The sequence below is a fragment of the uncultured Roseobacter sp. genome, assembly GCF_947488185.1.
GTDB lineage: Bacteria > Pseudomonadota > Alphaproteobacteria > Rhodobacterales > Rhodobacteraceae > Roseobacter.
Map to the genome: position 1 here is coordinate 976,888 of NZ_CANKYM010000001.1, position 25,689 is coordinate 1,002,576.

Sequence of the window (25,689 nt, forward strand, 5' to 3'; positions counted from 1 at the left end):
CGTTATGTTAGATGGATGGCAAAAGGAGTCTCATCATGACGCAAGCCTATCTGCAGCACATCACCGAAACCCTCGCTCAGATCGAGGCGGATGGCATGATGAAGCGCGAGCGCATGATCACATCTCCGCAAAGCGGGCAGATCTCGGTGGGTCCGCGTGAGGTCATCAACCTCTGTGCCAACAACTATCTGGGGCTTGCGGACCATCCGGAGCTGATCGCGGCCGCCAAGGAGGCGATGGACCCGCGCGGTTTTGGCATGGCCTCCGTACGTTTCATCTGTGGTACGCAAGACATTCATCGGGAGCTGGAGCAGGAGCTTGCGGCCTTTCTGGGTATGGACGATTCCATTCTGTTTGCTGCCTGTTTTGATGCGAATGGCGGGCTATTCGAACCTCTTTTGGGGCCCGAGGATGCCGTGGTATCCGATGCCTTGAACCACGCGTCGATCATTGATGGGATCAGGCTCTGCAAAGCGAAAAGATACCGCTATGCCAATTCGGATATGACGGATCTGGAAGGGCAGTTGAAGCTTGCCCGTGAAGAGGGCGCCCGGTTTATTCTGGTCGCCACGGATGGCGTGTTCAGTATGGACGGTTATCTGGCGAAACTGTCTGATATCAAGGCTTTGGCCGAGAAATATGGGGCGATGGTGATGGTTGATGATTGCCACGCCACCGGGTTCATGGGTCCGAAAGGGGCAGGAACACCTGCACATGCGGGTGTCGACGTTGATATTCTCACAGGCACGCTTGGTAAGGCGCTGGGCGGGGCGATCGGTGGCTATATTGCGGGGCCGCAACCTGTCATCGATCTGTTGCGCCAGCGAGCGCGGCCTTATCTTTTCTCCAACTCGTTGCCGCCATCCATTGTTGCTGCTGGGATCAAGGCGTTGGAGCTGGTGGAAAAAGGGGACGATTTGCGGGCGCGGTTGTTCGAAAACACCGCCTATTGGCGCGCAGGGTTGGAAAAGCTGGGCTTCGATCTGCTGCCGGGCGAACATCCGATTGTGCCGGTGATGCTCGGTGAGGCGCAGCTGGCGCAGGAGATGGCGGCGAAACTGTTCGAAGAGGGTGTTTTCGTGTCCGGGTTTTTTTTCCCCGTAGTGCCGCGCGGCCAGGCGCGGATCCGGACGCAGATGAATGCGTCTTTGACCCGCGGCGAATTGGACAAGGCGCTCGGTGCCTTTGAGGCCGCGGGCAGGGCGTGCGGCGTAATCGCGTGACGCGATGGTGCGAAGGGCATATTTGATGAACAATGAAATGAAGGCACTTTCCAAACTGCATCCGCGCGAGGGGTTGTGGATGACCCATGCGCCGGTGCCGGAGATCGGCCCGGATGACGTGCTGATCAAGATCAGCAAGACCGGCATTTGCGGCACCGACATTCACATCTGGAACTGGGACGATTGGGCGGCGCATACCGTGCCGGTTCCGATGATCACCGGCCATGAGTTTGCCGGTGTGATCGTGGAAACAGGCTCTAACGTGACGGATTTGACAATCGGTCAGCGCTGCTCTGGCGAGGGGCATCTGATTGGCAAAACCTCCCGGCAGAGCCGTGCAGGCAAGTTTCACCTTGATCCCGGCACGCGCGGTATTGGCGTGAATGAGCAGGGCGCCTTTGCCCAATACCTCAGGCTGCCCGCCTTTAATGTCGTTCCGCTGCCGGATGAGATTTCCGACGACATCGGCGCGATCCTCGATCCTTTGGGAAATGCGGTGCATACCGCGCTCAGCTTTGACCTTGTGGGAGAGGACGTGCTGATCACGGGTGCCGGTCCCATCGGCATTATGGCGGCGGCGGTCGCGCGGCATGTGGGGGCTCGGCATGTGGTGATTACGGATGTGAACCCGGACCGTCTGGCGCTGGCCGCAGAGGTCGCCGATGTGGTGCCGGTGAACGTGGCCGAGGCCGATCTGGCCACAACAGTCTCTGATCTGAAGATGAAGCAGGGCTTCGACGTGGGCCTCGAGATGTCGGGAAACCAGCGCGCACTGGATCAGATGGTCGAGGCGATGACCATGGGAGGTCGCATCGCCATGCTGGGCATTCCGCCGGGGAAGAGCCCTGTGGATTGGAGCCGCATCGTCTTCAAGGCGATCACGATCAAGGGCGTCTATGGGCGCGAGATTTTCGAGACCTGGTACAAGATGATTGCCATGCTGCAGAACGGCTTGGACGTCAGCCGGGTGATCACACATCGTTTTCCGGTTGATGATTTTAAGGCAGGTTTTGCTGCCATGAAATCCGGCAGCTCGGGCAAGGTTGTGTTGGATTGGACGGGATAGACGGCATCTACGCGCAGGACAGTTTTTTCACGCTTTCACTCGCCGGTCAGGTCGGGTTGGTGCTGGTGTCCGTTATGCTGGCGGCTGGCACCGTTTTTCTCGCGTGGCGGTTGTCGCGCGCGCGCAGTCTCATCCTGCGGGCCTTTGTGGGGGTGGTGCTTTTTGGCGCATTCGTCTGGATTTCGCCGCAGGCTTACTACGGCTACTATCTGCTGATCTTTGACGGGTTGACCCCGCAATGGGTGGTTCAAGACCCGCCATCGCCCTTGTTTCTGGTGAAACTGCTTGGCTTTTCCGCCAAAAGCGACCTCAGCCACCACGGGCAGGGCCTTCTGGGATGGTTGTGTCTGGGGGCGGCACTATGGCCGCAACGGGATGCGTCCCGTCTCGGAGAGTAGCCAGCACGCGCGTCCTTCGAAAACGGCGGCATGCAGCGGGCGGAAATACCCCGCCCCTCCATCCAGATTGACCCGATTTCCAGCGTGTTCCGGATGCTCGAGCGCGGTGTGGCCGTGCACCACCAGTGGCCCGTGAGACCCTTGATGATCCAGAAAGGGTGCCCTGATCCAGATCAGGTCGTCTTCGACCTGCTTGTCCAGTGCGATACCGGGCCGGATGCCCGCGTGCACGAACAGTAGGTTCTCTGTTTCATGCATCAGCGGCAGCCTGGACAGAAAATCGCGATGCGCCTGCGGCACTGCGGCGAGAGCTGCTTTGCGGATCACGGTTGGGGGGATGGTTTCATTGGCCTCAACGCCATAAGCGGCCATGGTCTTGTCTCCGCCCAGACGCGGGTTGAACCACGACAGGTCGGGCCGGGTGGCGGGATCATACACGATCGTATCGTCGAGAAAGCGACTGAGATAGCGGTCATGGTTTCCCTTGAGCGTGACCCAGTTGCGGCCTGCGGCCGCCGCGTCGATCAGGAACTGAAGAACGCCGCGACTGTCGGGCCCGCGGTCAACATAATCCCCAACCAGCACCACCTGTGCATCGGGTCCGCCATCCGCTTCGATCAGGGCCAGAACCCGTTGAAGTTCCTCCAGCTGTCCGTGCACGTCACCAATGGCATAGATCGGGTTGGTCATGAATGCTCCCCAGCGTTACGGTCACTTCATGCCGCAATGTCCCGCAGGATGAAAGCGGAATGGGAGGCCAGGCCATGTGGCGACGGCCTCCCGATGGGTCATGCCACGTCGAAGGCCAGCGGTTTGATCTGGGTGAACATGCCCGTTTCGGCCAGTTTGGCGCGGGCTTCTGCCGGGACAGGTTCATCAACATACAGCAGGGCGATGGCCTCTCCGCCGGCGGTGGCCCGGCCCAGGGTAAAGTTCGCGATGTTCACGCCATTGTCGCCCATTGTCTGACCCAACGCCCCGATGATACCCGGCACGTCCTCATTGGTGGTGTAGAGCATATGCGCACCGATTTCCGCATCGATGTTGATGCCCTTGATCTGGATGAACCGCGGCTTGCCGTCCGAAAAGACGGTTCCCGCAATTGACCGTTCTCGTTTCGCCGTGACGACCGTGACTTTGATGTAGCCGTCAAACGCGCCGGATTTGTCCTGATTTGTGGTCGAAATCTGGATGCCGCGCTCCTTGGCGATGACGGGGGCGGAGACCATGTTCACATCCGGGTTGGCCTTTTTCATGATGCCCGCGATGACGCCACAATTGAGCGCTTCGAGGTTCATGTCGGCGACCACCCCGTCATAGAGGATGTTGATCGCGCGTATGGGTTCATCGGTCATCTGCCCGGTGAAGCTGCCCAGATGCCCGGCAAGCTTGACCCACGGTCCCATAACGCGGGCCTCTTCCGCCGTGACGGAAGGCATGTTCAGCGCATTGGCCACGGCGCCTGTCAGGAGGTAGTCCGCCATTTGTTCCGCGACCTGAAGGGCTACGTTTTCCTGCGCCTCGGTCGTGGCAGCACCAAGATGCGGGGTGCAGACCACGTTGGGCAGGTGAAACAGCGGGTTTTCATTCGCCGGTTCCTTGGCAAAGACGTCGAAGGCTGCCCCCGCCACATGGCCGGATTTCAGCGCTTCGGCCAGAGCCTCTTCATCCACCAGACCGCCGCGGGCACAGTTGATGATGCGCACGCCTTTCTTGGTCTTGGCGATGTTCTCGCGGCTGAGGATGTTCGCGGTCTGATCGGTGAAGGGCACGTGCAGCGTGATGAAATCCGCGCGGCCCAGAAGGTCGTCCAGTTCGACTTTCTCCACACCCATCTTTTTGGCTTTTTCCTCTCCAAGGAAGGGATCATAGGCTAGCACCTTCATTTTCAGCGCGCGGGCGCGGTCACAGACAATGCCGCCGATGTTACCGGCACCGATAACGCCCAGCGTCTTGCCCGTCAGTTCCACACCCATGAACTTGGATTTTTCCCACTTGCCGTCATGCGTCGAAGCGGAGGCCTCGGGGATCTGACGCGCCACGGCAAACATCATCGCGATGGCATGCTCTGCCGTGGTGATCATGTTCCCGAAAGGCGTATTCATTACGATGATGCCCTTTTTAGAGGCTGCTTCCTTGTCGATATTATCCGTGCCGATCCCGGCGCGCCCGATGACCTTGAGGTTGGTGGCAGCAGCAATGATCTTCTCGGTCACCTTGGTCGCAGAGCGAATGGCCAGACCATCGTAGTCGCCGATGATCTGGGTGAGCTTTTCCTTGTCCTTGCCAACGTCGGGTTGGAAATCGACATCGATTCCACGGTCACGGAAGATTTGTACCGCGGCTTCGGAGAGCTTGTCGGAAATGAGTACTTTAGGGGCCATTCTGTTGGTCCTTTAATGTCTGTGGGAGCGGTGGCCCAAGGCCCACCTTACCTGTGGATTGGCAGGTAGGGTGGGCCTTGGGCCACCATTGTTTCAGGAGGAGATTTCGGCTTCAAAGGCCCAGGCCAGCCAGGGCAGCATCGCCTCGATATCGGCGGTTTCCACTGTGCCGCCGCACCAGATGCGCAAACCGGCAGGGGCGTCGCGATAAGCACCGACATCAAGGGCCACCTCTTCATCGGCCAGCCGTTTCGCGATGGCTTTGGCAAAGCTTGCGCCGTCTCTGACCCGGTCGTCAGCGAATTTGAGGCAGACAGACGTGTTGGACCGGGTTCCCGGATCGCTTGCGAGAAAGCTGATCCAGTTGTGTTGCTGCACGAATGCGGTGATTGCGGCGGTGTTTGCGTCCGCGCGGGCGATGAGCCCCTGCAACCCGCCCACGGATTTCGCCCAGGCCAGAGATTGCAGATAGTCCTCGACACAGAGCATGGACGGTGTGTTGATCGTCTCGCCTTTGAAGATGCCCTCGATCAACTTGCCGCCTTTGGTCAGGCGGAAGATTTTCGGCAGCGGCCATGGTGGCGTGTAGCTTTCCAGCCGCTCAACAGCGCGCGGGCTCAGGATCAGCATGCCGTGTGCGGCTTCGCCCCCCAGCACCTTCTGCCAGCTGAACGTCGTCACATCGAGCTTGTCCCAAGGTAAATCCGTCGCAAAGGCGGCGGAGGTCGCATCGCAAAGCGTCAGACCCTTGCGATCCGCGGGGATCACATCGCCACTGGGCAGCCGGACGCCGGAGGTCGTACCGTTCCACGTAAAGCAGACGTCATTGTCGTAGTTGAGCGCCGCCATGTCGATGATCTCACCGTAGTCGGCGGTATGCACGGTGTGCTCGATCTTGAGTTGTTTGGCGACATCTGTGACCCAACCGGCGCCAAAGCTTTCCCAGGCGACCATCTCTGCGGGGCGTTCCCCCAGAAGCGACCACATCGCCATCTCAAACGCGCCGGTGTCCGAAGCAGGCACGATGCCGATACGATAGTCCGCGGGCACGCCAAGGATCTCGCGCGTGGTCTCGATCGCCTCCAGCAGCTTGGCCTTGCCGGGGGCTGCGCGGTGCGATCGGCCCAGCGGTGCGTCGGACAGATTCGTCAAATCAAATGTAGGGGGTTTGGCACAGGGGCCAGAGGAAAAACGCGGGTTTGCCGGCCGCGTCGCCGGTTTCTGAGTAGCCATCAATGCTATCCTTCCAGATATGCGCCCTTCGTTGGGGAAGGGTGTCCCACGGACGGGTCTATGGCGGCGCATGGTCTGGTGCAACGGAAAAAACGAGGCTAGAACGCCGCAAAATTGTTTTTTTGCGACACACTCTGCGCGGATCGGAAACTTTGCCCATGTATATCGCCACTCTCCTGTCTGCGGCGGGCGCACACAACCTGCAGCCCGCCCTGCCAGACGCCCTGCGCAATGCCTGGGGCGGGGGCGATGTGGTCTGGCTCGCCCCGGATGAGGCGGCAGAATTTACGTTGCCGCGACTGCCGGACAATCGCTGGGGGGTCTGGGAAGGTCTGCAAAAACAAGGCGTTGATCTTGCCGTTCAGCGTAAGGAAGGACGGCGCAAGAAGATGTTGCTGGCCGATATGGACAGTACCATGATCCAGCAGGAGTGCATTGACGAACTGGCCGATGAGGCGGGGATCGGCGACCGGGTCAAGGAGATTACCGCCCGTGCCATGAATGGTGAGATGGACTTTGAAGAAGCCCTGCGTGCGCGTGTCGGACTGCTCAAAGGTCTGCCTGTCGCCACCATTGCAAAGGTGCTTGCGGACCGCATTACCCTGATGCCGGGTGGCGAGGTGCTGCTGGCCACGATGAAGGCGCAGGGGGCGCATGCCGCGTTGGTTTCCGGTGGTTTCACGGATTTCACCAGCGCCGTGGCGGAAAAGCTGGGCTTTGACGAAAATCGCGCGAATACCCTGCTCAACGATGGCGCCACACTGACGGGCGAGGTCGGGATGCCTATTCTCGGCCAACAGGCCAAGGTGGATGCGCTGCACGACATCACGCGCCGCCTTGGCATCGGCGAGGCAGATGTGATCGCCGTCGGCGACGGGGCGAATGATCTGGGCATGCTGGGCCGCGCGGGGACGGGCGTTGCCCTGCATGCCAAACCCGCCGTGGCAGCGCAATGCGATGTGCGGATCAATCACGGTGATCTGACCGCGCTGCTGTTCTTGCAGGGATACGCGGTGTCGGACTTCGTCACCGGCTGATCAAAGACGACTCACGCCTTCATGTGCTACCATTGCAACCGGGTTACACGGGAGGACACACCATGCCAGAGTATGTATTCGCCTACCACGGCGGCAAAACACCGGAGTCGGAAGAAGAGGGCGCCAAGGTCATGGCCGCGTGGCAAGCGTGGTTCGAGACCATGGGAAAGGCGGTCGTCAATCCGGGCAACCCCGTTGGGACGTCAAAAACGGTGACCGCAGACGGGGTCAAGGACCATGGTGGGGCCAATCCCCTGTCCGGATTCAGCGTCGTGGCAGCGGCTGATATCGACGAGGCCATCGACATGGCCAAGGGCTGTCCGATGGTGGCCGATGGTTCCGGGTCCATCGAAGTTGCCGAAGTGCACCAGATGTGATCAGGCAAGCGCCGCGGACGGCCTGATCCACCCGGTTTGAATGTCGCGCCGGTTGGTGATGGGCGCGTTCATCCGTTTGCGGGTCGCCGGATGATTAGGGTCTAACACGCCCAGTTTCACCAGAATTGCCGCGATGGCGCATTCAGAGGCCCGCGTCGTGCCGTCCACGATCTTGAGGGCGACGCCCAGTTTCTGCTCGGGCAGGATCGCGATAAAAAACGCCTCCGCACCCGTCTTGATCGCGACTTTCCCGTCCATCGCCCGCATCAGTTCCGTGCAGGCACGTTTCTCGCCTGCCACCAGGTCCGGATGCTTCCGCATTGCCTGATGCAGCTGCGCCTCGGCGCTGTCAGTCGGGGCGGCGGCGAAATGCGCCATCGCCCGCGCCATGCCGGTCAGGCTGCTTGCGAAGTTCGGGGCAGAACACCCATCAATGCCAAACCCCGGAGAGGTTTCCCCCGTCGTGCGTTCAAACGCGTCGAGGCAGGCTTTTTGCACGGGATGATCCGCTCCCACATATTCAGGACCGGCATCAAGGTGCTGGGCCAGCGTCAGAAAGCCCGCGTGTTTACCCGAGCAGTTATTGTGGATCTGGCAGGGGCTTTCGTGGGCGCAGATTATCGCCTCGCGCGCGGGTCGATCGTCGGGCATCTGTGGTCCGCACCGCAAAGCCTCATCGGACAGGCCCCGCGTTTCCAGCCAGCCTTCGACCCGTGTGGTGTGAATTGCCGCCCCATTATGCGACGCGCAGGCCAAGGCAAGATGCTCTGACGTCAGGCGTGCCGCCTTGGCCGCGCCGGAGGTGATCAGCGGCAGGGCCTGTATCATCTTGGCAGAACTGCGCGGCAGGACGATAGCCTCCGGATCACCCCAGGCCTCGACAATCTGACCGCTGTCATCACAGACCACCGCATGACCACTATGCGCGCTTTCCAGAAAGTCCCCGCGCCAGATTTCGACCATCGGAACCGCTTGCGTCATTTTAACCCTCAAGAATTTGGCAAAAACCTGCTAATCGGACTTTCGGGGGTCGCGGGTTTTGCGTTACTGTGACACTTGTCGAGAAGATTGACGGGTCTTGCAAGAGAGCGGGTCGAAAAAGGCACGCCGGGCAGGTTCGGGGACATTGAGGTTAAAGACGGCTGGAGGCTGTAAGACATGCGAATTTTGAAAGGTTTCATTGGTTTGGTCTCGGCGCTGGCGCTGACGGGTATGGCCGCACAGGCACAGGATCAAAGCAGCAATCTGGTTGCCGAGAAAACCGATTGGGGCGTCTACGAGGATGACAATCCGCGTGAATGCTGGGGCGTTTCCGTTCCGAAAGAAACGGTCAATACCCGGGATGGCCGTGTTGTTGCCGCGACCCGTGGACAGATCTTGCTGATGGTCTTTTTTCGTCCCGGATCGGGGGCGAATGCACAGGTCACTTTCACCGGGGGATATCCTTTTGCCAGCGGGTCCAAAGTGAATATCGACATTGGTGGTACCAACTATTCGCTCTTTACTGATGGTGAATGGGCATGGCCCGAAGACACATCCGAGGACGCAAAGATCGTGGCAGCGATGAAACGCGGTGCAGACGCAACGGTGACGGGACTTTCCAGCCGGGGCACGACAACCAAGGATACCTTTTCGCTGCGCGGGTTCACCGCTGCACTGGACGAAGCCCAAAAACGCTGTGCCAGCTGATCACGCAGACCTGACGGGCTTTTCCTTTTGATCTTGGCGCAAACCTCTATATAGAGGCGCATCTTCGTCATGTCAGGAACAACCCATGTCTGCCTCAGCGCCGATCACGCAAGATGTACACACCATGCCGCGCAAACTGCCGGAGGGGCCGGTCAACCTTGTCGGCTTGACCCGCGATGCCATGCGCGCCGCGCTGATCGAGGCAGGGGTGCCGGAAAACCAGGCCAAGATGCGCGTCGGTCAGATCTGGCAGTGGATCTACCAGTGGGGTGTACGCGATTTCGACGCGATGACAAACCTCGCCAAGTCGCTGCGTGCGGAGTTGAAAGAGCGTTTTGTCATTGAAGTTCCGGAGGTTGTCTCCAAGCAAGTCAGCGAAGACGGCACCCGTAAGTATCTGGTCCGCATCGCCGGTGGCCATGAGGTTGAGGTCGTTTACATCCCCGAAGAGGGGCGCGGCACGCTCTGTGTCTCCTCACAGGTCGGATGCACTTTGACCTGTTCGTTCTGTCATACAGGTACTCAAAAACTGGTACGCAACCTGACCGCCGCAGAGATTATCGGGCAGGTGATGATGGCCCGCGATGACCTGGATGAGTGGCCGGAAATTGGTGCGCCCAAGGATGAAACCCGCCTGCTCAGCAACATCGTCCTGATGGGCATGGGGGAGCCGCTCTATAACTTCGAGAACGTGCGGGACGCGATGAAAATCGCCATGGATGCCGAGGGCATTCAGCTCAGCCGCCGTCGCATCACGCTGTCGACCTCCGGCGTTGTGCCCGAGATCGCGCGCACGGCGGAGGAAATCGGATGCCAACTGGCGATCAGTTTCCACGCCACCACAGATGAGGTGCGCGACAAGCTGGTGCCGATCAACAAGCGCTGGAACCTGGACGTGCTGCTCGACGCGCTGCGCAGCTATCCCAAAGTGTCGAATTCCGAGCGGATCACCTTTGAATACGTCATGCTGGACGGGGTGAATGACAGCGACGAAGACGCGCGCCGCTTGATCAATCTCATCGATGGTATTCCGGCCAAGATCAACCTGATCCCCTTCAATGAATGGCCGGGCGCGCCCTACAAACGGTCGTCGAACAACCGCATCAGGGCGTTTGCGGATATCATCTACAAGGCAGGCTATGCCTCACCCATTCGTACGCCGCGGGGGGAAGACATCATGGCGGCCTGCGGGCAGCTCAAGTCCGCGACGGAACGGGCGCGGAAATCGCGCCGCCAGATCGAGGCCGAAGCGGGGCTTGCGGGGCAGTAATGCGCCGACGCGATGCTTTGATCGTCGGAGGGGCCGTCGCAATTGCGCTGGCCATCCCACCCATTCTGCGACGGCAGACCAGTGCATTCGAATTTTCCCAGATTCCCAACCCGCCTGGCTTTCGCCGATTGGTGCGCGGAAATCTGTCGGCCAGTGGTGATCTTTTTGCGGGTCTTCTGACGCCTGAAGAAGAAGCGGCGACGGGTCGGTTGCCCGGCAACCTCTGTACCGCGATATACCCGCAAGAAATTGTGCCCAAACGTTTGCCCATTGCCGTTTTCAGTGACTATTATTGCCCGTATTGCGCAGTTCTGGACAAACGGCTGGCCGATCTCGTGGCCAGCGGAGCGCCCATCGATTTGGTCTTTCATGAGCTTCCGTTGCTGGGAGAGCGATCTGTCTGGGCGTCTCGGGTGGCGCTTGCTGGGGGCATGCAAGGCGACCATACCGCGATCCATCTCGACATGATGCAGCGCGTGCTGCGCCCCGGAATCGTGGGTGTGCGCGACCTCGCGGAGCGTCACGGTCTTGACGCACAACAGATGATGGACGATGCGATGTCCCCTGAGATGACGGTCAAGATCGAAGAGGCATTGGCGCTCGGCCGTGCGCTCAGCATCCCCGGAACGCCAGGCATGGTGGTTGGTCGCACGGTCGTAGTTGGCGCTTTGCCGTCAGTAGATCTCGCAAAGCTGATCGAGTTGGAGCGCGAAACGCCATTCACTGGCTGTGCCTGACACGGATAACGGCCACACAATGGTGGCCGAAAAACCTAACGCCGATGTGCCATGCCCTGCACCATGCCTTGCATGAAGGCAGCGGCCAGTGGCGGCATTTCTTCTGTTTTCGGATGCACCTCGCGTCGGTGATGCCGGTTGTGATCAGGCTTTGATGATCTTGCTGCGGCCATCATCAACAATCCGATGCCCAGAAACGCACCCCCCATGATCGCGCTGGCCGTCATCGGGTCGGTAACAGTGAGCAGGAGCATCAGCGCGGATGCGCTCAGAAACCCCAGTCCCACCAGCGTCATGAGCGCACCGACACTGCCCAACGCAAACCGTTGGGCAGTGTCTCGAATATTTTGGCGAAGGTGCGAAAACATCTTACGACCGACGCGTCGCCATCATGCCAACCAGAAAACCGATCCCGGCGGCGATCCCCACTGCCATGGCGGGTTGCTGACGGACCGTTTCCTCGGCTTTGTAATACGCGGCCTCGGCATCCGTGCGCACGCGTCCTCCGGTTTCGACCGCTTTGGCGTGTGCCGCATCCACTTTCTGCGCCGCGGAGGATTTCAGTGCTGCTGCGGTGTTCGCTGCGCGCTCCTTGGCTTCGTCTTTCTTGTCCTGGGCCAAGTCAGACATCAGCGCTGTCAGCGCAGCAATGTCATTCTTGATGGTATCGATCTGTGCGGTAACGTCATTCACGTCGGTTTTGCCGTTTGTGCGTGCCTGTGCCATGTGGCCCTCCTGAAAATGAACGGGGCCACGATGTGACCCCATGATGTGCTATTCGGGGAGGTAACGCGGCTGACCGTTGAATGGTTCCCTCAGCTGCGCCCGGGCAGTTTGTCGCGGGCGGGCAGGTCCTGCCAGTTCTCGATCAGGTGCATGGCGTCGGCGGCGCTGTCGACGAACCGGAAGAGCGACAGATCCTCATCCGAAATGGTGCCCGCGTCCGCCAGCGCCTCCCAGTTCAGAATACGCTCCCAGAAGGCACGCCCAAAGAGCAGGACAGGCACTGGTTGCATCCGTCCGGTCTGGATCAGGGTGAGTGTCTCAAAGAGCTCGTCCATCGTACCGAACCCGCCGGGAAAAACGCAGATCGCTTTGGCGCGCATCAGGAAATGCATTTTCCGAATGGCGAAATAGTGGAAGTTGAAACACAGCTCCGGCGTGACGTATTCATTGGGCGCCTGCTCATGCGGCAAGACGATGTTGAGCCCGATGGAATGGCCGCCCGCATCCTCCGCCCCGCGATTACCCGCCTCCATCACGCCGGGACCACCGCCGGTGACCACCACGTTCTCCCGCCCGCTGCTTTCGAGGCTTTTCAGGGTCATCAGCCGTGAAAACTCCCGCGCCTCGTCGTAGAAATGGGACAGCTCGGACAGCGTTTTCGTGCGTGCCTTGTCCTTGTTTGCCGGGCTGGGAATGCGGGCGCCCCCGAAAAGCACGATGGTGCTGGTGATGTTATGCGCATCCAGCATCATCTCCGGCTTGAGCAACTCCAGCTGCAGCCGCACCGGGCGCAGTTCCTCACGGCAGAGGAAGTCTTCATCGGCAAAGGCAAGCCGGTAGGCAGGCGCGCGCGTCTGCGGCGTGTCGGGTACGTCCTGAACCGCGTTGCGGTCCATATGCGCATCGCGCAGCGGGTGGCGGGGTTTATTCATCCGGGTCACTCCAATAACTCATTACAGGCAGGGGGCCATGTTGTGCGCCAAGATGCAATGGCTTTGCGCCGGATGGATTGCGCGTGGGACACCGGACTTGTATAGGCGCTGCATGTTAATTCTTTCCCTGGGGGAACCTCATGTCCAACGCACAGCTTGAAACCGCCATCGAAGCCGCATGGGAGGCGCGCGATACCATCACGCCCGCAACCACCGGGGAAACCCGTGAGGCTATCGAAGATACACTTGCGGCACTCGACGGGGGCAAGCTGCGGGTGGCGGAAAAGCAGGCGAATGGCGATTGGCACGTGAACCAATGGGCCAAGAAAGCGGTTTTGCTGGGCTTCCGCATCAAGGACATGGAAATGCAGGCCGGTGGCCCGCAAGACGGTGGCTGGTGGGACAAGGTCGACAGCAAATTCGCGGGCTGGGGCGACAATCAATGGCGGGCGGCGGGCTTTCGTGCGGTGCCGAACTGCGTGGTGCGCAAATCCGCCTTCATCGCGCCCGGTGTGGTGCTGATGCCGTCTTTTGTGAACCTTGGTGCTTACGTGGACGAGGGCACGATGGTCGATACCTGGGCCACGGTCGGGTCCTGTGCGCAGATCGGCAAGAAGGTGCATCTGTCGGGCGGTGTCGGTATCGGCGGTGTGCTGGAGCCAATGCAGGCCGGGCCCACCATCATCGAGGATAACTGCTTTATCGGCGCGCGCTCCGAAGTGGTCGAGGGCTGCATCGTGCGCGAAGGCTCTGTGCTGGGCATGGGGGTCTTTATCGGTAAATCGACCAAGATCGTCGACCGCGAAACCGGCGAGTTCACCTATGGTGAAGTTCCCGCAGGATCGGTCGTTGTGGCAGGCTCAATGCCCTCCAAGAACGGTGTGAACCTCTATTGCGCGGTCATCGTCAAGAAGGTGGATGCGCAGACGCGCTCCAAAACCTCAATCAACGAACTGCTGCGTGATTAGACTTTGCATTAATATCTAAGGCAATTCTGCCTCAGGAATACCCGGCAAAGGTCAGGTGCGAGATGCAATCCGGCCCGGATGTGGAGCTATCGCATATCTATGCGTCATGCGTCTGTCCCCATATCGTTCCAGACCCTGCAGGTTGTCGGGGACCTGCAATCTGCTGCCGCCACCGGGTTTAGTGGTCTGGCAGACCGCCTGAAACCGGCGCAAAAGCAATTGCTGCGCCGTGTCATCTTCGATCAGAAATGCGTGCTGTCTTCGCGGGACGTTGAGTCAATTCATGCTGATCTGCTGCTTGTGGCCGCCTTGCCTGACAAAGGCCTCGATGCCTTTCTGACCGCCACCGCGCTGTTGCTGGCTGACAGGTTGCAGGGTGGTTCCGGGGCCGATGATCTCTTTTGGAATTGGGACGCGTTTCAGGATCATTACCGCAAAGGCTCATCACCGGTGCGGGCCGCGGTGATGAATGGATATCGCTGGGCTCATACGACGCGCCGCGTCAATCTTGATCGGGCGCCTGAGGGCCGCGATCTGCAAACCTATGATGGCGCCGACCTGATACGGGTATTGAAGGTCATTGCGCGCTCCATGCCAGCCACCCTGCGCGATCTCGTCTGCGATGCAGCACCGGTGGATACCCGTACCGTCCACCGAACCGCCCTGGAAAACTGTCTCAAGGGCAGCTGCGTTCTCTCGGAATACGGCGGCTGGTTTCCGGGTGAAGTGGTGGAATTGATCTCGCTCGATCCGGAACATGCCGCCTATGCGCATTGCACGGCACTGGTTTTGCTTGATGCGCTGGTGAGCCGGGACGCCAAAGGCCGCATGGCATTCCGCTGGGAGGAACAGGCGGATCGATATCTTCGGATGCGGTCCGAGATGCGTACGGCCATCCTCGCCGGGGTACGCCATCTGCACGAGATGGCTATCGATTGGTCGCCCTACACCGGTTGGGCGCCGGACCAATTGGTGGAAAAAGCCGTTGTGGTACCTTTCGCCAAGGCCTAACACACGTGCATGGCAGAGAAAAAGAAACCGTCACGGCAGCAAGTCTTTACCCTGGTTGTTCAGATTGGACGCAAGGAAGGCGATGGCCTGCCAGCGAAGGCCACAGGCGCAGGTCTGGTTGTTTTTGCCAGCGGGATCGACGAGGCCGAGGCTGTCCGCGAGACTGTGGCGGTTCTGAAACAGGCTGACACTGCACCGCTCGACGTCACCGGCTACGGCACGCTGACGGAACGTGAGGCTGAGGGTCATGAGATCGGTGACGATGAGCGGGCGCTGATGCAGCGCGCGCTTGATGAGAACGCAGTGATCATCGCACAGATGGAGCCCTTTTACGGCACGCATCCGGAAGTGGAAGCTGATTAAGCCGCGCGTTGGCGTGCCAGGTGAATGGCCTCGAACCACTTGAGCACTTTGAACGCGGGTCGTCTGTGTTGTGGCAGAGAATGTCTTGGGACGTCGGTCAGCAGTGTTGCTGCCAGTTCCGCCGGGTTACGGCGAATCCGGCCTATGTAGAGACTCTCCAAAGCGGCGCCCGCCACGACAAGCGCGTCGTGATCCGGTAGGATTAATTGCGTGTAGCGCTGGGTGGCCCCTGCAGTAGCAGACAGCGCGGCAAAGCCGTTTACCAGATGGCGCGCCGGGATAAGGACCGCCTCCTGTGCGAAGAGGTATTCGACTTCGGTACCGTCGATGATCAGCTGTTGCCGGGGTCCGACAACGACATCTTCCAGCAGCCCAAAGTAGGGCGCCCGCAAACGCACCGGCGCAAAACTGCCACGAGCCGGTACCGTGCGATCAACCCGGTGCAAGACCGGCACCACGTCACCGCACTGGGTTATGACAGTATCACCGCGCTGCAGAGTGCCCGCGGCGCGGTAGCACTGCGGGGTTGCTACCATGGCGCTCGGGCAGAGGCTCGGCATCGGGCCAATCCGCTCAACTTCGTCCGAAAGGGCGGCAAACACGATTTCCTTTGCAAAACAGGGATTGCCGCGCCCCATCAGCATGTTGCGCAAATCCTGTAACAGCATCGGACTGGCATTGGGTACTGGGACGAAGACGATCTGATTGGTGTCGGGTTGCTCAACGCTTAGCTGAGCCCATTCCTGCGATGCGTCCCAGGCAAAAGTGATACGCAACACTTCCGTCCGCGCGACCATGCTGTTTTGGAGAGCGGCATGCGCAATGCTTTCGCCTTGGACCTGTACCAGGGAAATACCGCCGCCCGGAATGGCGCGGAACGACAGGCTGCCCTGGTTTGGCCATCCCCTGGAAAATCCTAACAGCTCTTGTGGACGCCCATCCGCCGACGTCCGCGTCTCAAAGACGATGCTGCCTCGGGTTAAAAGGGTGTTGGCATCATCCGAATGCCGTCGTTCCGGATGGCGGTCGTCCCCAAGGCCCCGCAGGGAAAACCGACGTTCTTTGTGATCGCAAACCGCCAGCCACGCCATTATGCGGCCTCGCTGGAGGCGCGCAGCAAGGCGGCCTCGTATCTTTTAAGCGTTCGCCGCGCGGCCGGGCTGTATCCGATCCCCGTATCAGGGTCTATTTCAGGGAAAATCGCGCATATTTCGGCAACGATTTCCTCTTCGAAAATATCCGTGGTCTGCGGTCCGGGCAGAAAGCTCTCGGTCGGGAGGCCTTCGGAAAAGATCACTTGGTGACGGTCAAACATCAAATGCACATATGTTACCCGACCGCCTTCGCGGGCCCGCACCGATCGGTCGTTGACCAAATCCCGGGCACAGACCAATACTTCGGGTTCGCCAAAGAGTAACTCCGCGACAGTGTCCCGGATCAGGACGCGGTGCAGTGGCGAGACCAAAAGATGTCCATGTTCACCAAAGGTGTTTGGGCAAATGTGAATGGGGGCGAATTTCCCAACGGCGTCGACCTGCCGTGTCCCGATCCAGCGCAGGGGTTGCGGCCCGTCGTCCTGAGTCATGACCATATCGCCAGGACGCAACCGTTCAACCATCACATTGCCACTTGTGGTTTGGATCATCGTACCAGCGACAAAGCAGGGCACTGATGTCGCGTTGACATAGCCAACGTCTGAAATACTGCCGTTGGTGACCGTGTAGGTGAAATTGAAGTTTTCCGGGTCCCCATCCCCTACCACGCTCAGCTTGCCATCGGATTGCAACACGACCTGCTGCCCGGTTGGCAGTGTGATCGTGTCACCGGCAACAACGGGTTGCCCGTTGATATGCGTGATGGTGAGCGTGCCCGGGCCTTCATTGATGTCGTTGCTCAGCACGTCGATGGTTTTGATACCGTCCGTAAGAACCTCAACGGTATCCGAAATGGCAACAAGATCTGTCTGAATGGAATCCCCGGCGATCAGCAGATTGGAATCGTAGCGGTTGTCAGACACGTCCGCGATGCCAATGCGGATCGAATTCACCTCGTCAGGCACAACATTCATGGTCAGGGTCAGCGTGATGGTGAACCCGTCCATCTCCGTATTGTAATCATCATCGGAGTTATCAACGAACATGTTGATATTATTGGTTGTATTGACGTTTCCTGGATCTACGTCGCCATTCCCGACGTCCATGTCGATCTGTGTGCCATTGACCCAGACGCCCACGAAATCCTGATAGATTGAATTCTGGAATTCGGGATACTCTTCGGACGAAAAAATGAACTGGATTGTCATCTGATCGTGATCAGGCACAAAATCCACGTCCAGATAAGCCGCATCAAAGGTGCGCGCGCCTGCAGCGGCATTGAACTGGGGATTGTTATTCGGCCCTGAGGTATTGGTCGAGGTGCTGTTGCTCTGGTTCGACGACCCGTTGGAATTGGTGAAGCTTTCCGCATTGCCGGTCGACAGGATCACGCCACTGTCACCGGGTACGACACCGGGTGATACGGAATTGCCGTTTGTGTAGATGCCCGCGCTGTCGACGTCGCCCGTGTAGGAGGCCCGTTCGACGCGCACGCCAGACCCAAAGATTGCTTCCGCCATGTCGGTAGCGTCGGTGCCTTCACGGACCGTGCGAATGGGCAGTTCGGATGCTGCAACCATTGTATATGCCTCATACCCTTTGGTCGAGACAATGCATCGTCCGAGCGCCGTGTATACGGGTTGCTCTTTACCGATCGTTTGGTGCGTTGGGTCCCACTATTATGGTGACCACACTGCTGATGCCCTGCCTCGGGATTATTGTTAACCTTTCGTTAACACGTATGGCGGGCATTTGTTAAGTATTTCTTGTTCCGACCCCCTTGGCATTGCTGCCTTTTGGCCACAAACCTTGGGTCACACATCATGTCAGGGATAAGGAAAAGCGCATGGCAGGTCAGGACCCCGTTGCACTCACGGCAGATCTGGTACGCTGCGCGTCTGTGACGCCAGAGGATGCCGGTGCCCTGGATGTGCTGCATGATCTATTGAGCGGTGCCGGATTCGCGTGCACCTGGGCGGATCGGGGGGGCATCCGCAACCTCTTTGCGCGTTGGGGACCCAAGGGCCACAACAAGACGTTCGGGTTCAACGGCCATACGGATGTTGTGCCTGTGGGGGACGCCGCCGCCTGGACGATGCCTCCCTTTGGGGCGGAGATCAAAGGCGGCGTTCTTTACGGTCGGGGCACGACGGATATGAAGTCGGGTGTCGCCGCCTTCGCCACCGCCGCGATTGATTTCGTTCAGACCACGCCACTGGATGGCGCGATCATTCTGGCAATTACCGGAGACGAAGAAGGCGATGCCGTCGATGGCACCACCGCGCTCTTGGCGCATATGGAGGCCGCGAATGAACGCATGGATGTCTGCCTGGTCGGGGAGCCGACCTGCCCTGACAAAATGGGTGACATGATCAAGATCGGGCGTCGCGGATCCATGACCGCTTGGATCAAGGTGATCGGCACGCAGGGCCACTCCGCCTATCCGCATCGCGCCAACAACCCGCTCCCGGCGATGATGCGGCTGATGGACCGCTTGGCCAGCCACGAACTGGACAAGGGCACCGATCATTTTGACCCCTCAACCCTGGCCGTTGTGACCGTGGACACCGGCAACCCCGCCACCAATGTGATCCCTGGGGAATGCTCATCGGCGGTCAACATCCGGTTCAACGACAGCCATAGTGGTGCGTCCCTGACGCAGTGGATCAAGGAGCAAATCGCCCTCATAGAGACTGATTTCGCCGTGAAGACCGAGGTTAAAATCAAGATTTCCGGGGAAAGTTTCCTGACCCCGCCCGGCGCGCTTTCCGATCTGGTTGCACGCGCGGTGGAGGCCGAAACCGGTGTGACGCCGGTTCTGTCCACGACGGGCGGCACCTCCGATGCCCGCTTTATCAAGGATCACTGCCCGGTGGTGGAATTCGGCTTGGTGGGACAATCCATGCACCAGGTGGATGAACATGTGGAGGTTGCCCACATCAGGCAGCTCAAAAACATCTATACGCGCATTCTCACGGAGTACTTCGTGTGACGGTGCAGATCGCGCAGACGGATGACCTCGCCACCTGTCTGGCACTGCGACGCCAGGTTTTCATCAAAGAGCAAGGCGTGTCGGAGGCCGAGGAAATCGATGGGCTGGACAGTACCGCGCTGCACCTTCTGGCCGTTGACGGTGAAACGCCTGTGGGTACGGCGCGGATTCTGATCAAGGGCGATACGGCAAAAATCGGTAGGGTCTGTGTGCTGCGCACCGCACGGGGTACGGGGCTGGGGGCAAAGCTGATCGAGGCCGCGCTGGGCCTGGCGCGCGCGCAATCCGGGGTGACGCGGGCCGTGCTTGGGGCACAGGTTCAGGCGCTCGGCTTTTACGAGAAACTTGGGTTTGCCGCCTTCGGTCCTGTCTATGATGACGCAGGCATAGATCACCGTGATATGGAACGCATTTTGTGACATCCACCCTCGTCGTGATGCTGAAGGAACCGCATCCTGGTCGGGTGAAAACCCGTCTGGGTCGCGAAATTGGCATGGTCGCGGCCGCCTGGTGGTTCCGGCATCAAACGCGGCCATTGCTGAACCGGCTGCAGGACCCGCGCTGGGATCTGGTTCTGGCTGTCAGCCCGGATGTGGCCGGGTTACAGAGCCGTGTCTGGCCCCGGCATCTGCACCGCATTCCCCAGGGGCGTGGCAATCTCGGCGACCGTATGAAACGCGTCCTGCGCCTGCAGGGACAAGGCCCGGTGTGTATTATCGGCGCGGATGTTCCCGGTATTACCCGTGGCCACATTGCCCGCGCCTTTGCCGCGCTGGGGTCTGCGGAAGGCGTCTTTGGGCCGGCACCCGATGGTGGCTATTGGCTGATCGGTGCGAAACGCGCACATGCCCTGCCGCCGCGACTGTTTGCCGATGTGCGGTGGTCCACCGAACACGCGCTGGCCGATACGGTGGCCAGCTGGCCCGATGCCCGCATCGCCTATGTCGATACGTTGCGTGATGTGGATCAGGCGCGCGATTTGCGCATGACGGCACCGGGCGCGCATGCTACCTCAGGGGTATGACCCGCATCCCCACGAAAACCGAAATTCTCGACTGGATCAGCGAAAATCCGACGCTGACCGCAAAGCGCGATATTGCCAAGGCTTTTGGCATCAAGGGGGCGGCGCGGATTGATCTCAAGCGCGTGCTCAAGGAGCTTGAGGCGGAGGGTCATCTGGAAAAGCGCAAGCGCAGCTATCAGGATCCGGACCGCCTGCCACCGGTGAGCGTCCTGCAGGTGACTGGCCCGGATGCCGACGGGGATTTGTTCGCAAAACCAATGGAATGGCAGGGTGAGGGCGTAGAACCCGTGGTGCTTGTGGTGCCCCGCGCCTCTGATCCCGCACTGGGGGCAGGCGATCGCATCCTTGCGCGCCTCACGTTGGTCAAAGGCGACACGCATCACTATGAGGCGCGTCTGATCCGCCGGATCGGGACCAATCCACGCCGGGTTCTAGGGGTCTTTCGCAAGACCGCAGAGGGCGGGCGCATCCTGCCGGTCGATAAAGGATCGGACAAGGAATGGCTGGTGGCGACGGATGCTACCCACGGGGCCAAGGATGGTGAGCTGGTCGAAGGCGAGTTGGCGGGCGCCAAGGCGCGCATGGGATTGCCCCGCGCGCGGATCGTCACACGGCTGGGTGATCCCTCGGCGGCCAAGGCCGTTTCGCTCATCGCGATCCACCAGCATGGGATACCGGACGCCTTCCCAGATGAGGTCATTGCTGAAGCGGACCGTGCCAAGCCAGTTGGTCTCAATGCGCGCGAAGACCTGCGAGACCTGCCACTGATCACCATCGACCCGTCGGACGCCCGGGATCACGATGATGCCTGCTATGCCCATGCGGATGAGGACCCGGCAAACGACGGGGGCCACATCATCTGGGTCGCGATTGCGGATGTCGCGGCCTATGTCACGCCCGGCTCCGCGCTGGATGCCGAAGCGCGCAAGCGTGGGAATTCCACGTATTTCCCCGACCGTGTGGTGCCAATGCTGCCGGATCGTCTGTCTGGCGATCTCTGCTCCCTGCACGAAGGGGTGCCGCGCGCCTGTATCGCCGTGCGCATGCAGCTGGATGCAGAGGGCAACAAATTGTCTCACAGCTTCCACCGTGGGCTGATGCGGTCCCCGGCGTCTTTGCACTATGAGGAGGTTCAACAGGCTATCTACGGGCAACCCAATGACCGCTGTGGCCCTTTGTTAGAGCCTGTTTTGCAGCCGCTTTACGCTGCCTATGCGGCTCTGGTCGAAGCGCGCAAGAGACGTCAGCCGCTTGATCTGGACCTGCCGGAACGGCGGATCGAGCTGGATGATGACGGACAGGTGACCTCGGTGAATTTCAAGGACCGGCTGGATGCGCACCGGTTGATCGAGGAGTTCATGGTGTTGGCCAATGTGGCGGCAGCGGAGACTTTGATCGCAAAGAAAGTGCCCCTGCTTTTCCGCGTGCATGAAGAACCCAGCCCCGAAAAGCTGGATGCGCTGCGTGAGACGGCGCAAGCCAGTGGCTATACGCTGGCCAAGGGGCAGGTGTTGAAGACGGCGCACCTGAACCGGTTGCTGAATGATGCAGCAGGCTCGGACGAGGCGGAACTGATCAACATGTCTACCCTGCGCTCCATGACACAGGCCTATTACGCGCCGCAAAACCTGGGCCATTTCGGCCTTGCGCTGGGGCGATACGCACATTTTACCTCGCCTATTCGGCGCTATGCGGATCTGATCGTGCACCGGGCTCTGATCACTGCCCATGGCTGGGGCAAGGATGGTTTGCGGCCCGAAGACTATGAAACTCTGGACGCGACCGGCGAGCATATCTCGGATACGGAGCGACGGTCGATGGTTGCCGAACGCGATACCACCGACCGTTACATGGCGTCTTATCTGAGCGAGCGGGTGGGCAATGAGCTCACCGGGCGGATCAGCGGGATCGCGCGGTTCGGCGTCTTTGTGAAGCTGGATGAAACCGGTGCTGACGGGCTGATCCCGATGCGCTCCATCGGGCGTGAGTATTTCCACTACGATGCCGAAGCGGGCACCCTGATGGGGTCGGACACCGGCATGATGATCAGCCTGGGGCAGCGGGTGACCGTGCGCCTGGCCGAGGCGGCGCCTGTCACCGGTGGGATTGCCCTTGAACTGTTGTCTCTGGAAGGCGACGCCATCCCGCAGGGTCGCCGCTCGCCCGCCGGGCGTTCGCCCCGACGCCGCAGCGTCAAGGCCAAACGCAAGACGGATAAGACCAAGCGCAAGGTCAAACGCAGCCGCCGCTAGTGCAGCATCTCTTCGACGCGTTCGACATAGCCCATCAGCACCGCGTTTTCTCTTATGCGACTGGACATGGCCGTCTCTCCCGGGCTGGCCAAGGCTGCGCTCAGCATCGGGCCGACAGAGGCGTCCGCAGCGGTTGGTCTGTCGCCAAAGAGGAACCGGTTTTGCCACAGGCGCGCGACGATGGCATCCAGATCAGGCTCTAACCGGGCCAAACGCTGCTCTGGCGTGAACCGTCCCAATCCCTGCGCCCGCATGGCCGACAGCAGGTTTTTGCGGATCTTGTTCGCAACCATGCCGCGGATGAGCTTTGGGACGGAGGCAAAATAGGTCTCGCGCACTTCCGGCCAGGCATCCTCATTCGCCCAGCGGTCCAGGACGATGTGGAAGTAAATATGCTCTTCCGCCATGCGGATAAAGGCCCGCGACGTCGCGCGGTCGATGTCCGACAGACCGGCATCGAAGTGTGCGCCTTGCGATTCCAGATAGGCGCGGATCATGTCGCTGTCCGCGATTAACTGGTCTTCAGCCCGGATGACCGGCAGTTTCTGATGCGGCATCATGCGCGGGTCGAGCGTGTCTTCGCGTTTCCAGTGTTGCCCGGAAAGGTTCAGCAAATGCGCCGCCTTGATGCAGAACGGGCTGCCGGAGAACTGGCCAAAGGCGGGCGGGTAGGTCAGCAATGTGATCATGGTACGCTCCTTTCATGTTGGACAAAGGTTATACGGACCTACTGCCAGTTTCTGTCACTACTTGTGCTAGAGTAATCTCATGAGCCGCACACACCGCCTGTTCCAGATGATGCAAACCCTGCGCCGTCTGCCACCGCCCGTCACAGCAACCCAGCTTGCCGATGAAATGGAAATGTCGCCCCGGACGATCTACCGTGACATCGACGCGCTGCGCAGCATGGGTGCGGTGATCGACGGTGAGGCGGGCTTTGGCTATACGCTGATCGAGGATGCCGCGCTGCCGCCTTTGGGGTTCGAGGATGATGAGTTGGAGGCCCTAGTACTGGGGCTGCGCGATGTGGCGGTCATTGGCGATCCGGCGCTGGCCAAGGCGGCGCGGTCTGCGCTTGCCAAGATCAAGGCGCGCGTGCCACCGCGTCAGGCGCACCGGTTGCAACATGCCGTGCTGGATGCGCACCGTTTCGTCAGCCTACCCAAGATCGAGATCGATGTGGCCGCCTTGCGCACCGCCACCTGGGACGAGGTCAGCGTGTCCTTTGATTACCGCGACCGTAAAGGGGCAGATACCGTGCGACAGGTTGATCCGCTCGGTCTGGTCTATCTGGACAAGACAAATGTCTTATTGGCATGGTGCCATCTGCGCAAAGATTTCCGGACGTTCCGGTTGGACCGGATGCGTAAGCTCAAGCGGACGGATCACAGTTTTCGACCACGCCGCGTGCCGATGCTACGAGAGCATTTGGAAATTATCCGCTGTCAGGTCGAAGAAATGGCGAAGGACCGCATAACCAGCGATTGAATCCTTTCGAATTTGCCCGACTCGCGCTACAGTTTTGGAAACAATAATGAGCAGCAGTAGGGCATATCATGCGGTTAAGATCGTTTTGCGCAGTTGCTTTGGCAACTGGATTGATGAGCACAAGCGTTGGAGCAGCGGGCACGGCACAATCCTTGCGGCCGGTGTTGCGTCCGGCGGAGCAGCCGACGCGCGCGGCAGATCAGGTGACGGTTGTCGCCTCTGCGCTCCGTCCCAAGCTGCGCCCTGAGGCTGTAGCGCCGACCCTGACCCCAGCGACGCAGGTGGCGTCCAATCCAGGTTTCGAGCGTTGGATCAATAGTTTCGAAGGTCGTGCGCGGGCGCAGGGCATTCGTGCCTCGACCCTGCAGGCGGCGTTTCGGGGTGTGCAATACGATCCCGATGTGATCCGCCGGGATCGCAATCAATCGGAGTTCACCAAGACGATCTGGGAGTATCTCGACAGTGCCGCGTCAGACACGCGAATCCAGAATGGCAAGGCGGCGCTGCGCAAGCACCGGCGCAAGCTGGACGCCATCGAGGCGCGTTTTGGGGTGGAAAAAGAGGTTGTGGTCGCCGTTTGGGGGTTGGAGAGCGCCTATGGCGAGTATCGCGGCTCGAACGATATCATCCAATCGCTGGCCACGCTGGCCTATGACGGGCGGCGCGGCGCGTTTTTCGAAGAACAGCTGATTGCCGCGCTGAAGATCCTGCAGAACGGCGACACCAGCCCGCGCAACATGACCGGCAGTTGGGCGGGGGCGATGGGACATACGCAATTCATCCCCACCTCCTACCTTGCTTACGCGGTGGATTTCACCGGAGACGGGCGGCGCGATATCTGGTCGGACGATCCATCGGATGCGCTGGCGTCAACGGCGGCCTACCTCAAGCGTTTCGGTTGGGTCAAAGGCCAGCCCTGGGGCGTCGAGGTTCAGGTGCCGCGCGGGTTCAACTATGCCCAGGCCAGCCGCAAGATCACCAAGACGCCCGGGCAGTGGGCGCGGCTGGGTGTGGTCGATATGAGTGGTCGCGCGGTGCCCAACTATGGCAAGGCGTCGATCCTGCTGCCTGCGGGCGGGCAGGGGGCGGCCTTTATGATATTCAAGAATTTCAGTGTCATCGAGCGGTACAACACCGCAGATGCTTATGTGATTGGGGTTGGTCATCTGAGTGATCGGATCAAGGGCGGGCCTGAGATCAAGGCGAATTGGCCCCGTGGTGATCGGGCGTTGACCTTTGCGGAGCGCAAGGAGATGCAGCAGCGCCTGACACGGGCCGGGTTCAGCACGCAAGGGATTGACGGGCGGATCGGGCCAAAAACCATCGAGGCGGTGCGGGCCTATCAGCGCAGCCAGGGGTTAGTGCAGGACGGGTATGCTTCGTTGAGCCTGCTGAAACGTCTGCGGTAGAACGTGGCCGGGGCGC

Annotated in this window: 27 protein-coding genes; 17 read left to right on the plus strand and 10 right to left on the minus strand. The window is 60.1% G+C overall.

All coding sequences use genetic code 11. The features are described 5' to 3' along the window. Positions 1-35: 35 nt before the first annotated feature. Genes Q1A52_RS04890 through Q1A52_RS04900 form a run of 3 tightly spaced genes read left to right on the plus strand, consistent with a single transcriptional unit; the run spans position 36 to position 2,687 of the window. Entirely contained in the window at positions 36-1,223 is a 1,188-nt protein-coding gene (locus tag Q1A52_RS04890) for a glycine C-acetyltransferase (RefSeq protein ID WP_300011599.1), read from the plus strand. A gap of 25 nt (positions 1,224-1,248) precedes the next feature. Beyond that, on the plus strand, positions 1,249-2,289 hold the full coding sequence (gene tdh / locus Q1A52_RS04895) for an L-threonine 3-dehydrogenase (RefSeq protein WP_300011602.1): 1,041 nt from the start codon (positions 1,249-1,251) through the stop codon (positions 2,287-2,289). After that, positions 2,277-2,687 carry a hypothetical protein gene (locus tag Q1A52_RS04900; protein WP_300011605.1) on the plus strand — a complete coding sequence of 137 codons (411 nt, stop codon included), beginning with the start codon at positions 2,277-2,279 and terminating at the stop codon, positions 2,685-2,687. The genes tdh and Q1A52_RS04900 overlap by 13 nt, the downstream gene beginning before the upstream one ends. On the opposite strand, the gene Q1A52_RS04905 is transcribed toward Q1A52_RS04900, so the two are convergent. The 3 genes from Q1A52_RS04905 to Q1A52_RS04915 all read right to left on the minus strand — a co-directional run bounded on the left by Q1A52_RS04905 (position 2,649) and on the right by Q1A52_RS04915 (position 6,304). Then, positions 2,649-3,377, minus strand: coding sequence for a metallophosphoesterase family protein (locus Q1A52_RS04905; RefSeq protein ID WP_300011608.1), 729 nt, complete (start codon positions 3,375-3,377; stop codon positions 2,649-2,651). The two genes, Q1A52_RS04900 and Q1A52_RS04905, sit on opposite strands and share 39 nt — an antisense overlap. Before the next feature lie 98 nt (positions 3,378-3,475). Continuing rightward, positions 3,476-5,071 carry a phosphoglycerate dehydrogenase gene (gene serA / locus Q1A52_RS04910; protein ID WP_300011611.1) on the minus strand — a complete coding sequence of 532 codons (1,596 nt, stop codon included), beginning with the start codon at positions 5,069-5,071 and terminating at the stop codon, positions 3,476-3,478. Positions 5,072-5,164: 93 nt separating this feature from the next. Continuing rightward, positions 5,165-6,304, minus strand: a complete 1,140-nt coding sequence (locus tag Q1A52_RS04915; protein WP_300011614.1) for a phosphoserine transaminase — start codon at positions 6,302-6,304, stop codon at positions 5,165-5,167. Positions 6,305-6,462: 158 nt separating this feature from the next. Between Q1A52_RS04915 and serB the strand changes: the two genes are divergently transcribed. Both serB and Q1A52_RS04925 read left to right on the plus strand, forming a co-directional pair. After that, complete coding sequence (gene serB / locus Q1A52_RS04920) at positions 6,463-7,341, plus strand: phosphoserine phosphatase SerB (protein WP_300011617.1); 879 nt, start codon at positions 6,463-6,465, stop codon at positions 7,339-7,341. Between the two features lie 62 nt (positions 7,342-7,403). Beyond that, a complete protein-coding gene (locus Q1A52_RS04925) occupies positions 7,404-7,718 on the plus strand; it encodes a YciI family protein (RefSeq protein WP_300011620.1) in 315 nt (104 codons plus the stop codon). Here Q1A52_RS04925 and Q1A52_RS04930 read toward each other — a convergent pair whose 3' ends face one another. After that, positions 7,719-8,699: an asparaginase gene (locus Q1A52_RS04930; RefSeq protein WP_300011623.1), complete on the minus strand. Its 981-nt coding sequence runs from the start codon at positions 8,697-8,699 to the stop codon at positions 7,719-7,721. A gap of 177 nt (positions 8,700-8,876) precedes the next feature. Here Q1A52_RS04930 and Q1A52_RS04935 point away from each other — a divergent pair, with 177 nt between their 5' ends. From Q1A52_RS04935 to Q1A52_RS04945, 3 genes are all read left to right on the plus strand, one after another. Continuing rightward, entirely contained in the window at positions 8,877-9,407 is a 531-nt protein-coding gene (locus tag Q1A52_RS04935) for an invasion associated locus B family protein (RefSeq protein ID WP_299779869.1), read from the plus strand. Between the two features lie 85 nt (positions 9,408-9,492). Then, complete coding sequence (gene rlmN, locus Q1A52_RS04940; RefSeq protein ID WP_300011626.1) at positions 9,493-10,677, plus strand: 23S rRNA (adenine(2503)-C(2))-methyltransferase RlmN; 1,185 nt, start codon at positions 9,493-9,495, stop codon at positions 10,675-10,677. Next, positions 10,677-11,414: a DsbA family protein gene (locus tag Q1A52_RS04945; RefSeq protein ID WP_300011629.1), complete on the plus strand. Its 738-nt coding sequence runs from the start codon at positions 10,677-10,679 to the stop codon at positions 11,412-11,414. Before rlmN ends, Q1A52_RS04945 begins: the two co-directional genes overlap by 1 nt. Positions 11,415-11,449: 35 nt before the next feature. On the opposite strand, the gene Q1A52_RS04950 is transcribed toward Q1A52_RS04945, so the two are convergent. From Q1A52_RS04950 to Q1A52_RS04960, 3 genes are all read right to left on the minus strand, one after another. Next, positions 11,450-11,782 (minus strand): phage holin family protein, encoded by a 333-nt coding sequence (locus tag Q1A52_RS04950; protein WP_300011632.1) that lies wholly within the window; start codon positions 11,780-11,782, stop codon positions 11,450-11,452. A 1-nt stretch (position 11,783) separates the two neighbouring features. After that, complete coding sequence (locus Q1A52_RS04955) at positions 11,784-12,140, minus strand: DUF883 domain-containing protein (protein ID WP_300011635.1); 357 nt, start codon at positions 12,138-12,140, stop codon at positions 11,784-11,786. Positions 12,141-12,229: 89 nt separating this feature from the next. Beyond that, positions 12,230-13,072, minus strand: coding sequence for a TIGR00730 family Rossman fold protein (locus tag Q1A52_RS04960; protein ID WP_299779858.1), 843 nt, complete (start codon positions 13,070-13,072; stop codon positions 12,230-12,232). Between the two features lie 140 nt (positions 13,073-13,212). Between Q1A52_RS04960 and dapD the strand changes: the two genes are divergently transcribed. From dapD to Q1A52_RS04975, 3 genes are all read left to right on the plus strand, one after another. Next, positions 13,213-14,040 (plus strand): 2,3,4,5-tetrahydropyridine-2,6-dicarboxylate N-succinyltransferase, encoded by an 828-nt coding sequence (dapD, locus tag Q1A52_RS04965; RefSeq protein ID WP_300011638.1) that lies wholly within the window; start codon positions 13,213-13,215, stop codon positions 14,038-14,040. Positions 14,041-14,139: 99 nt separating this feature from the next. Next, positions 14,140-15,051, plus strand: coding sequence for a hypothetical protein (locus tag Q1A52_RS04970; RefSeq protein WP_300011641.1), 912 nt, complete (start codon positions 14,140-14,142; stop codon positions 15,049-15,051). Between the two features lie 9 nt (positions 15,052-15,060). Further along, positions 15,061-15,414 (plus strand): hypothetical protein, encoded by a 354-nt coding sequence (locus Q1A52_RS04975; protein WP_300011644.1) that lies wholly within the window; start codon positions 15,061-15,063, stop codon positions 15,412-15,414. On the opposite strand, the gene Q1A52_RS04980 is transcribed toward Q1A52_RS04975, so the two are convergent. Then, entirely contained in the window at positions 15,411-16,505 is a 1,095-nt protein-coding gene (locus Q1A52_RS04980) for a Hint domain-containing protein (protein ID WP_300011647.1), read from the minus strand. The genes Q1A52_RS04975 and Q1A52_RS04980 overlap by 4 nt on opposite strands. Next, the gene (locus Q1A52_RS04985) at positions 16,505-18,088 is read right to left on the minus strand and encodes a Hint domain-containing protein (RefSeq protein WP_300011650.1); all 1,584 of its coding nucleotides are present in this window, start codon (positions 18,086-18,088) and stop codon (positions 16,505-16,507) included. Before Q1A52_RS04985 ends, Q1A52_RS04980 begins: the two co-directional genes overlap by 1 nt. Positions 18,089-18,354: 266 nt before the next feature. Between Q1A52_RS04985 and dapE the strand changes: the two genes are divergently transcribed. Genes dapE through rnr form a run of 4 tightly spaced genes read left to right on the plus strand, consistent with a single transcriptional unit; the run spans position 18,355 to position 22,776 of the window. Beyond that, positions 18,355-19,500 (plus strand): succinyl-diaminopimelate desuccinylase, encoded by a 1,146-nt coding sequence (gene dapE, locus Q1A52_RS04990; RefSeq protein WP_300011653.1) that lies wholly within the window; start codon positions 18,355-18,357, stop codon positions 19,498-19,500. Next, a complete protein-coding gene (locus Q1A52_RS04995) occupies positions 19,497-19,919 on the plus strand; it encodes a GNAT family N-acetyltransferase (RefSeq protein WP_300011656.1) in 423 nt (140 codons plus the stop codon). The genes dapE and Q1A52_RS04995 overlap by 4 nt, the downstream gene beginning before the upstream one ends. After that, positions 19,916-20,524, plus strand: a complete 609-nt coding sequence (locus Q1A52_RS05000; RefSeq protein ID WP_300011659.1) for a TIGR04282 family arsenosugar biosynthesis glycosyltransferase — start codon at positions 19,916-19,918, stop codon at positions 20,522-20,524. The genes Q1A52_RS04995 and Q1A52_RS05000 overlap by 4 nt, the downstream gene beginning before the upstream one ends. After that, positions 20,521-22,776: a ribonuclease R gene (rnr, locus tag Q1A52_RS05005; protein ID WP_300011662.1), complete on the plus strand. Its 2,256-nt coding sequence runs from the start codon at positions 20,521-20,523 to the stop codon at positions 22,774-22,776. Before Q1A52_RS05000 ends, rnr begins: the two co-directional genes overlap by 4 nt. Here the strand turns inward: rnr and Q1A52_RS05010 are convergent. Continuing rightward, complete coding sequence (locus tag Q1A52_RS05010) at positions 22,773-23,465, minus strand: glutathione S-transferase family protein (RefSeq protein WP_195821109.1); 693 nt, start codon at positions 23,463-23,465, stop codon at positions 22,773-22,775. The genes rnr and Q1A52_RS05010 overlap by 4 nt on opposite strands. A gap of 79 nt (positions 23,466-23,544) precedes the next feature. Here Q1A52_RS05010 and Q1A52_RS05015 point away from each other — a divergent pair, with 79 nt between their 5' ends. Both Q1A52_RS05015 and Q1A52_RS05020 read left to right on the plus strand, forming a co-directional pair. After that, positions 23,545-24,264, plus strand: coding sequence for a YafY family protein (locus Q1A52_RS05015; protein WP_299779836.1), 720 nt, complete (start codon positions 23,545-23,547; stop codon positions 24,262-24,264). 113 nt (positions 24,265-24,377) lie between these two features. Further along, positions 24,378-25,673, plus strand: a complete 1,296-nt coding sequence (locus Q1A52_RS05020) for a lytic murein transglycosylase (protein WP_300011665.1) — start codon at positions 24,378-24,380, stop codon at positions 25,671-25,673. Positions 25,674-25,689: the final 16 nt, after the last annotated feature.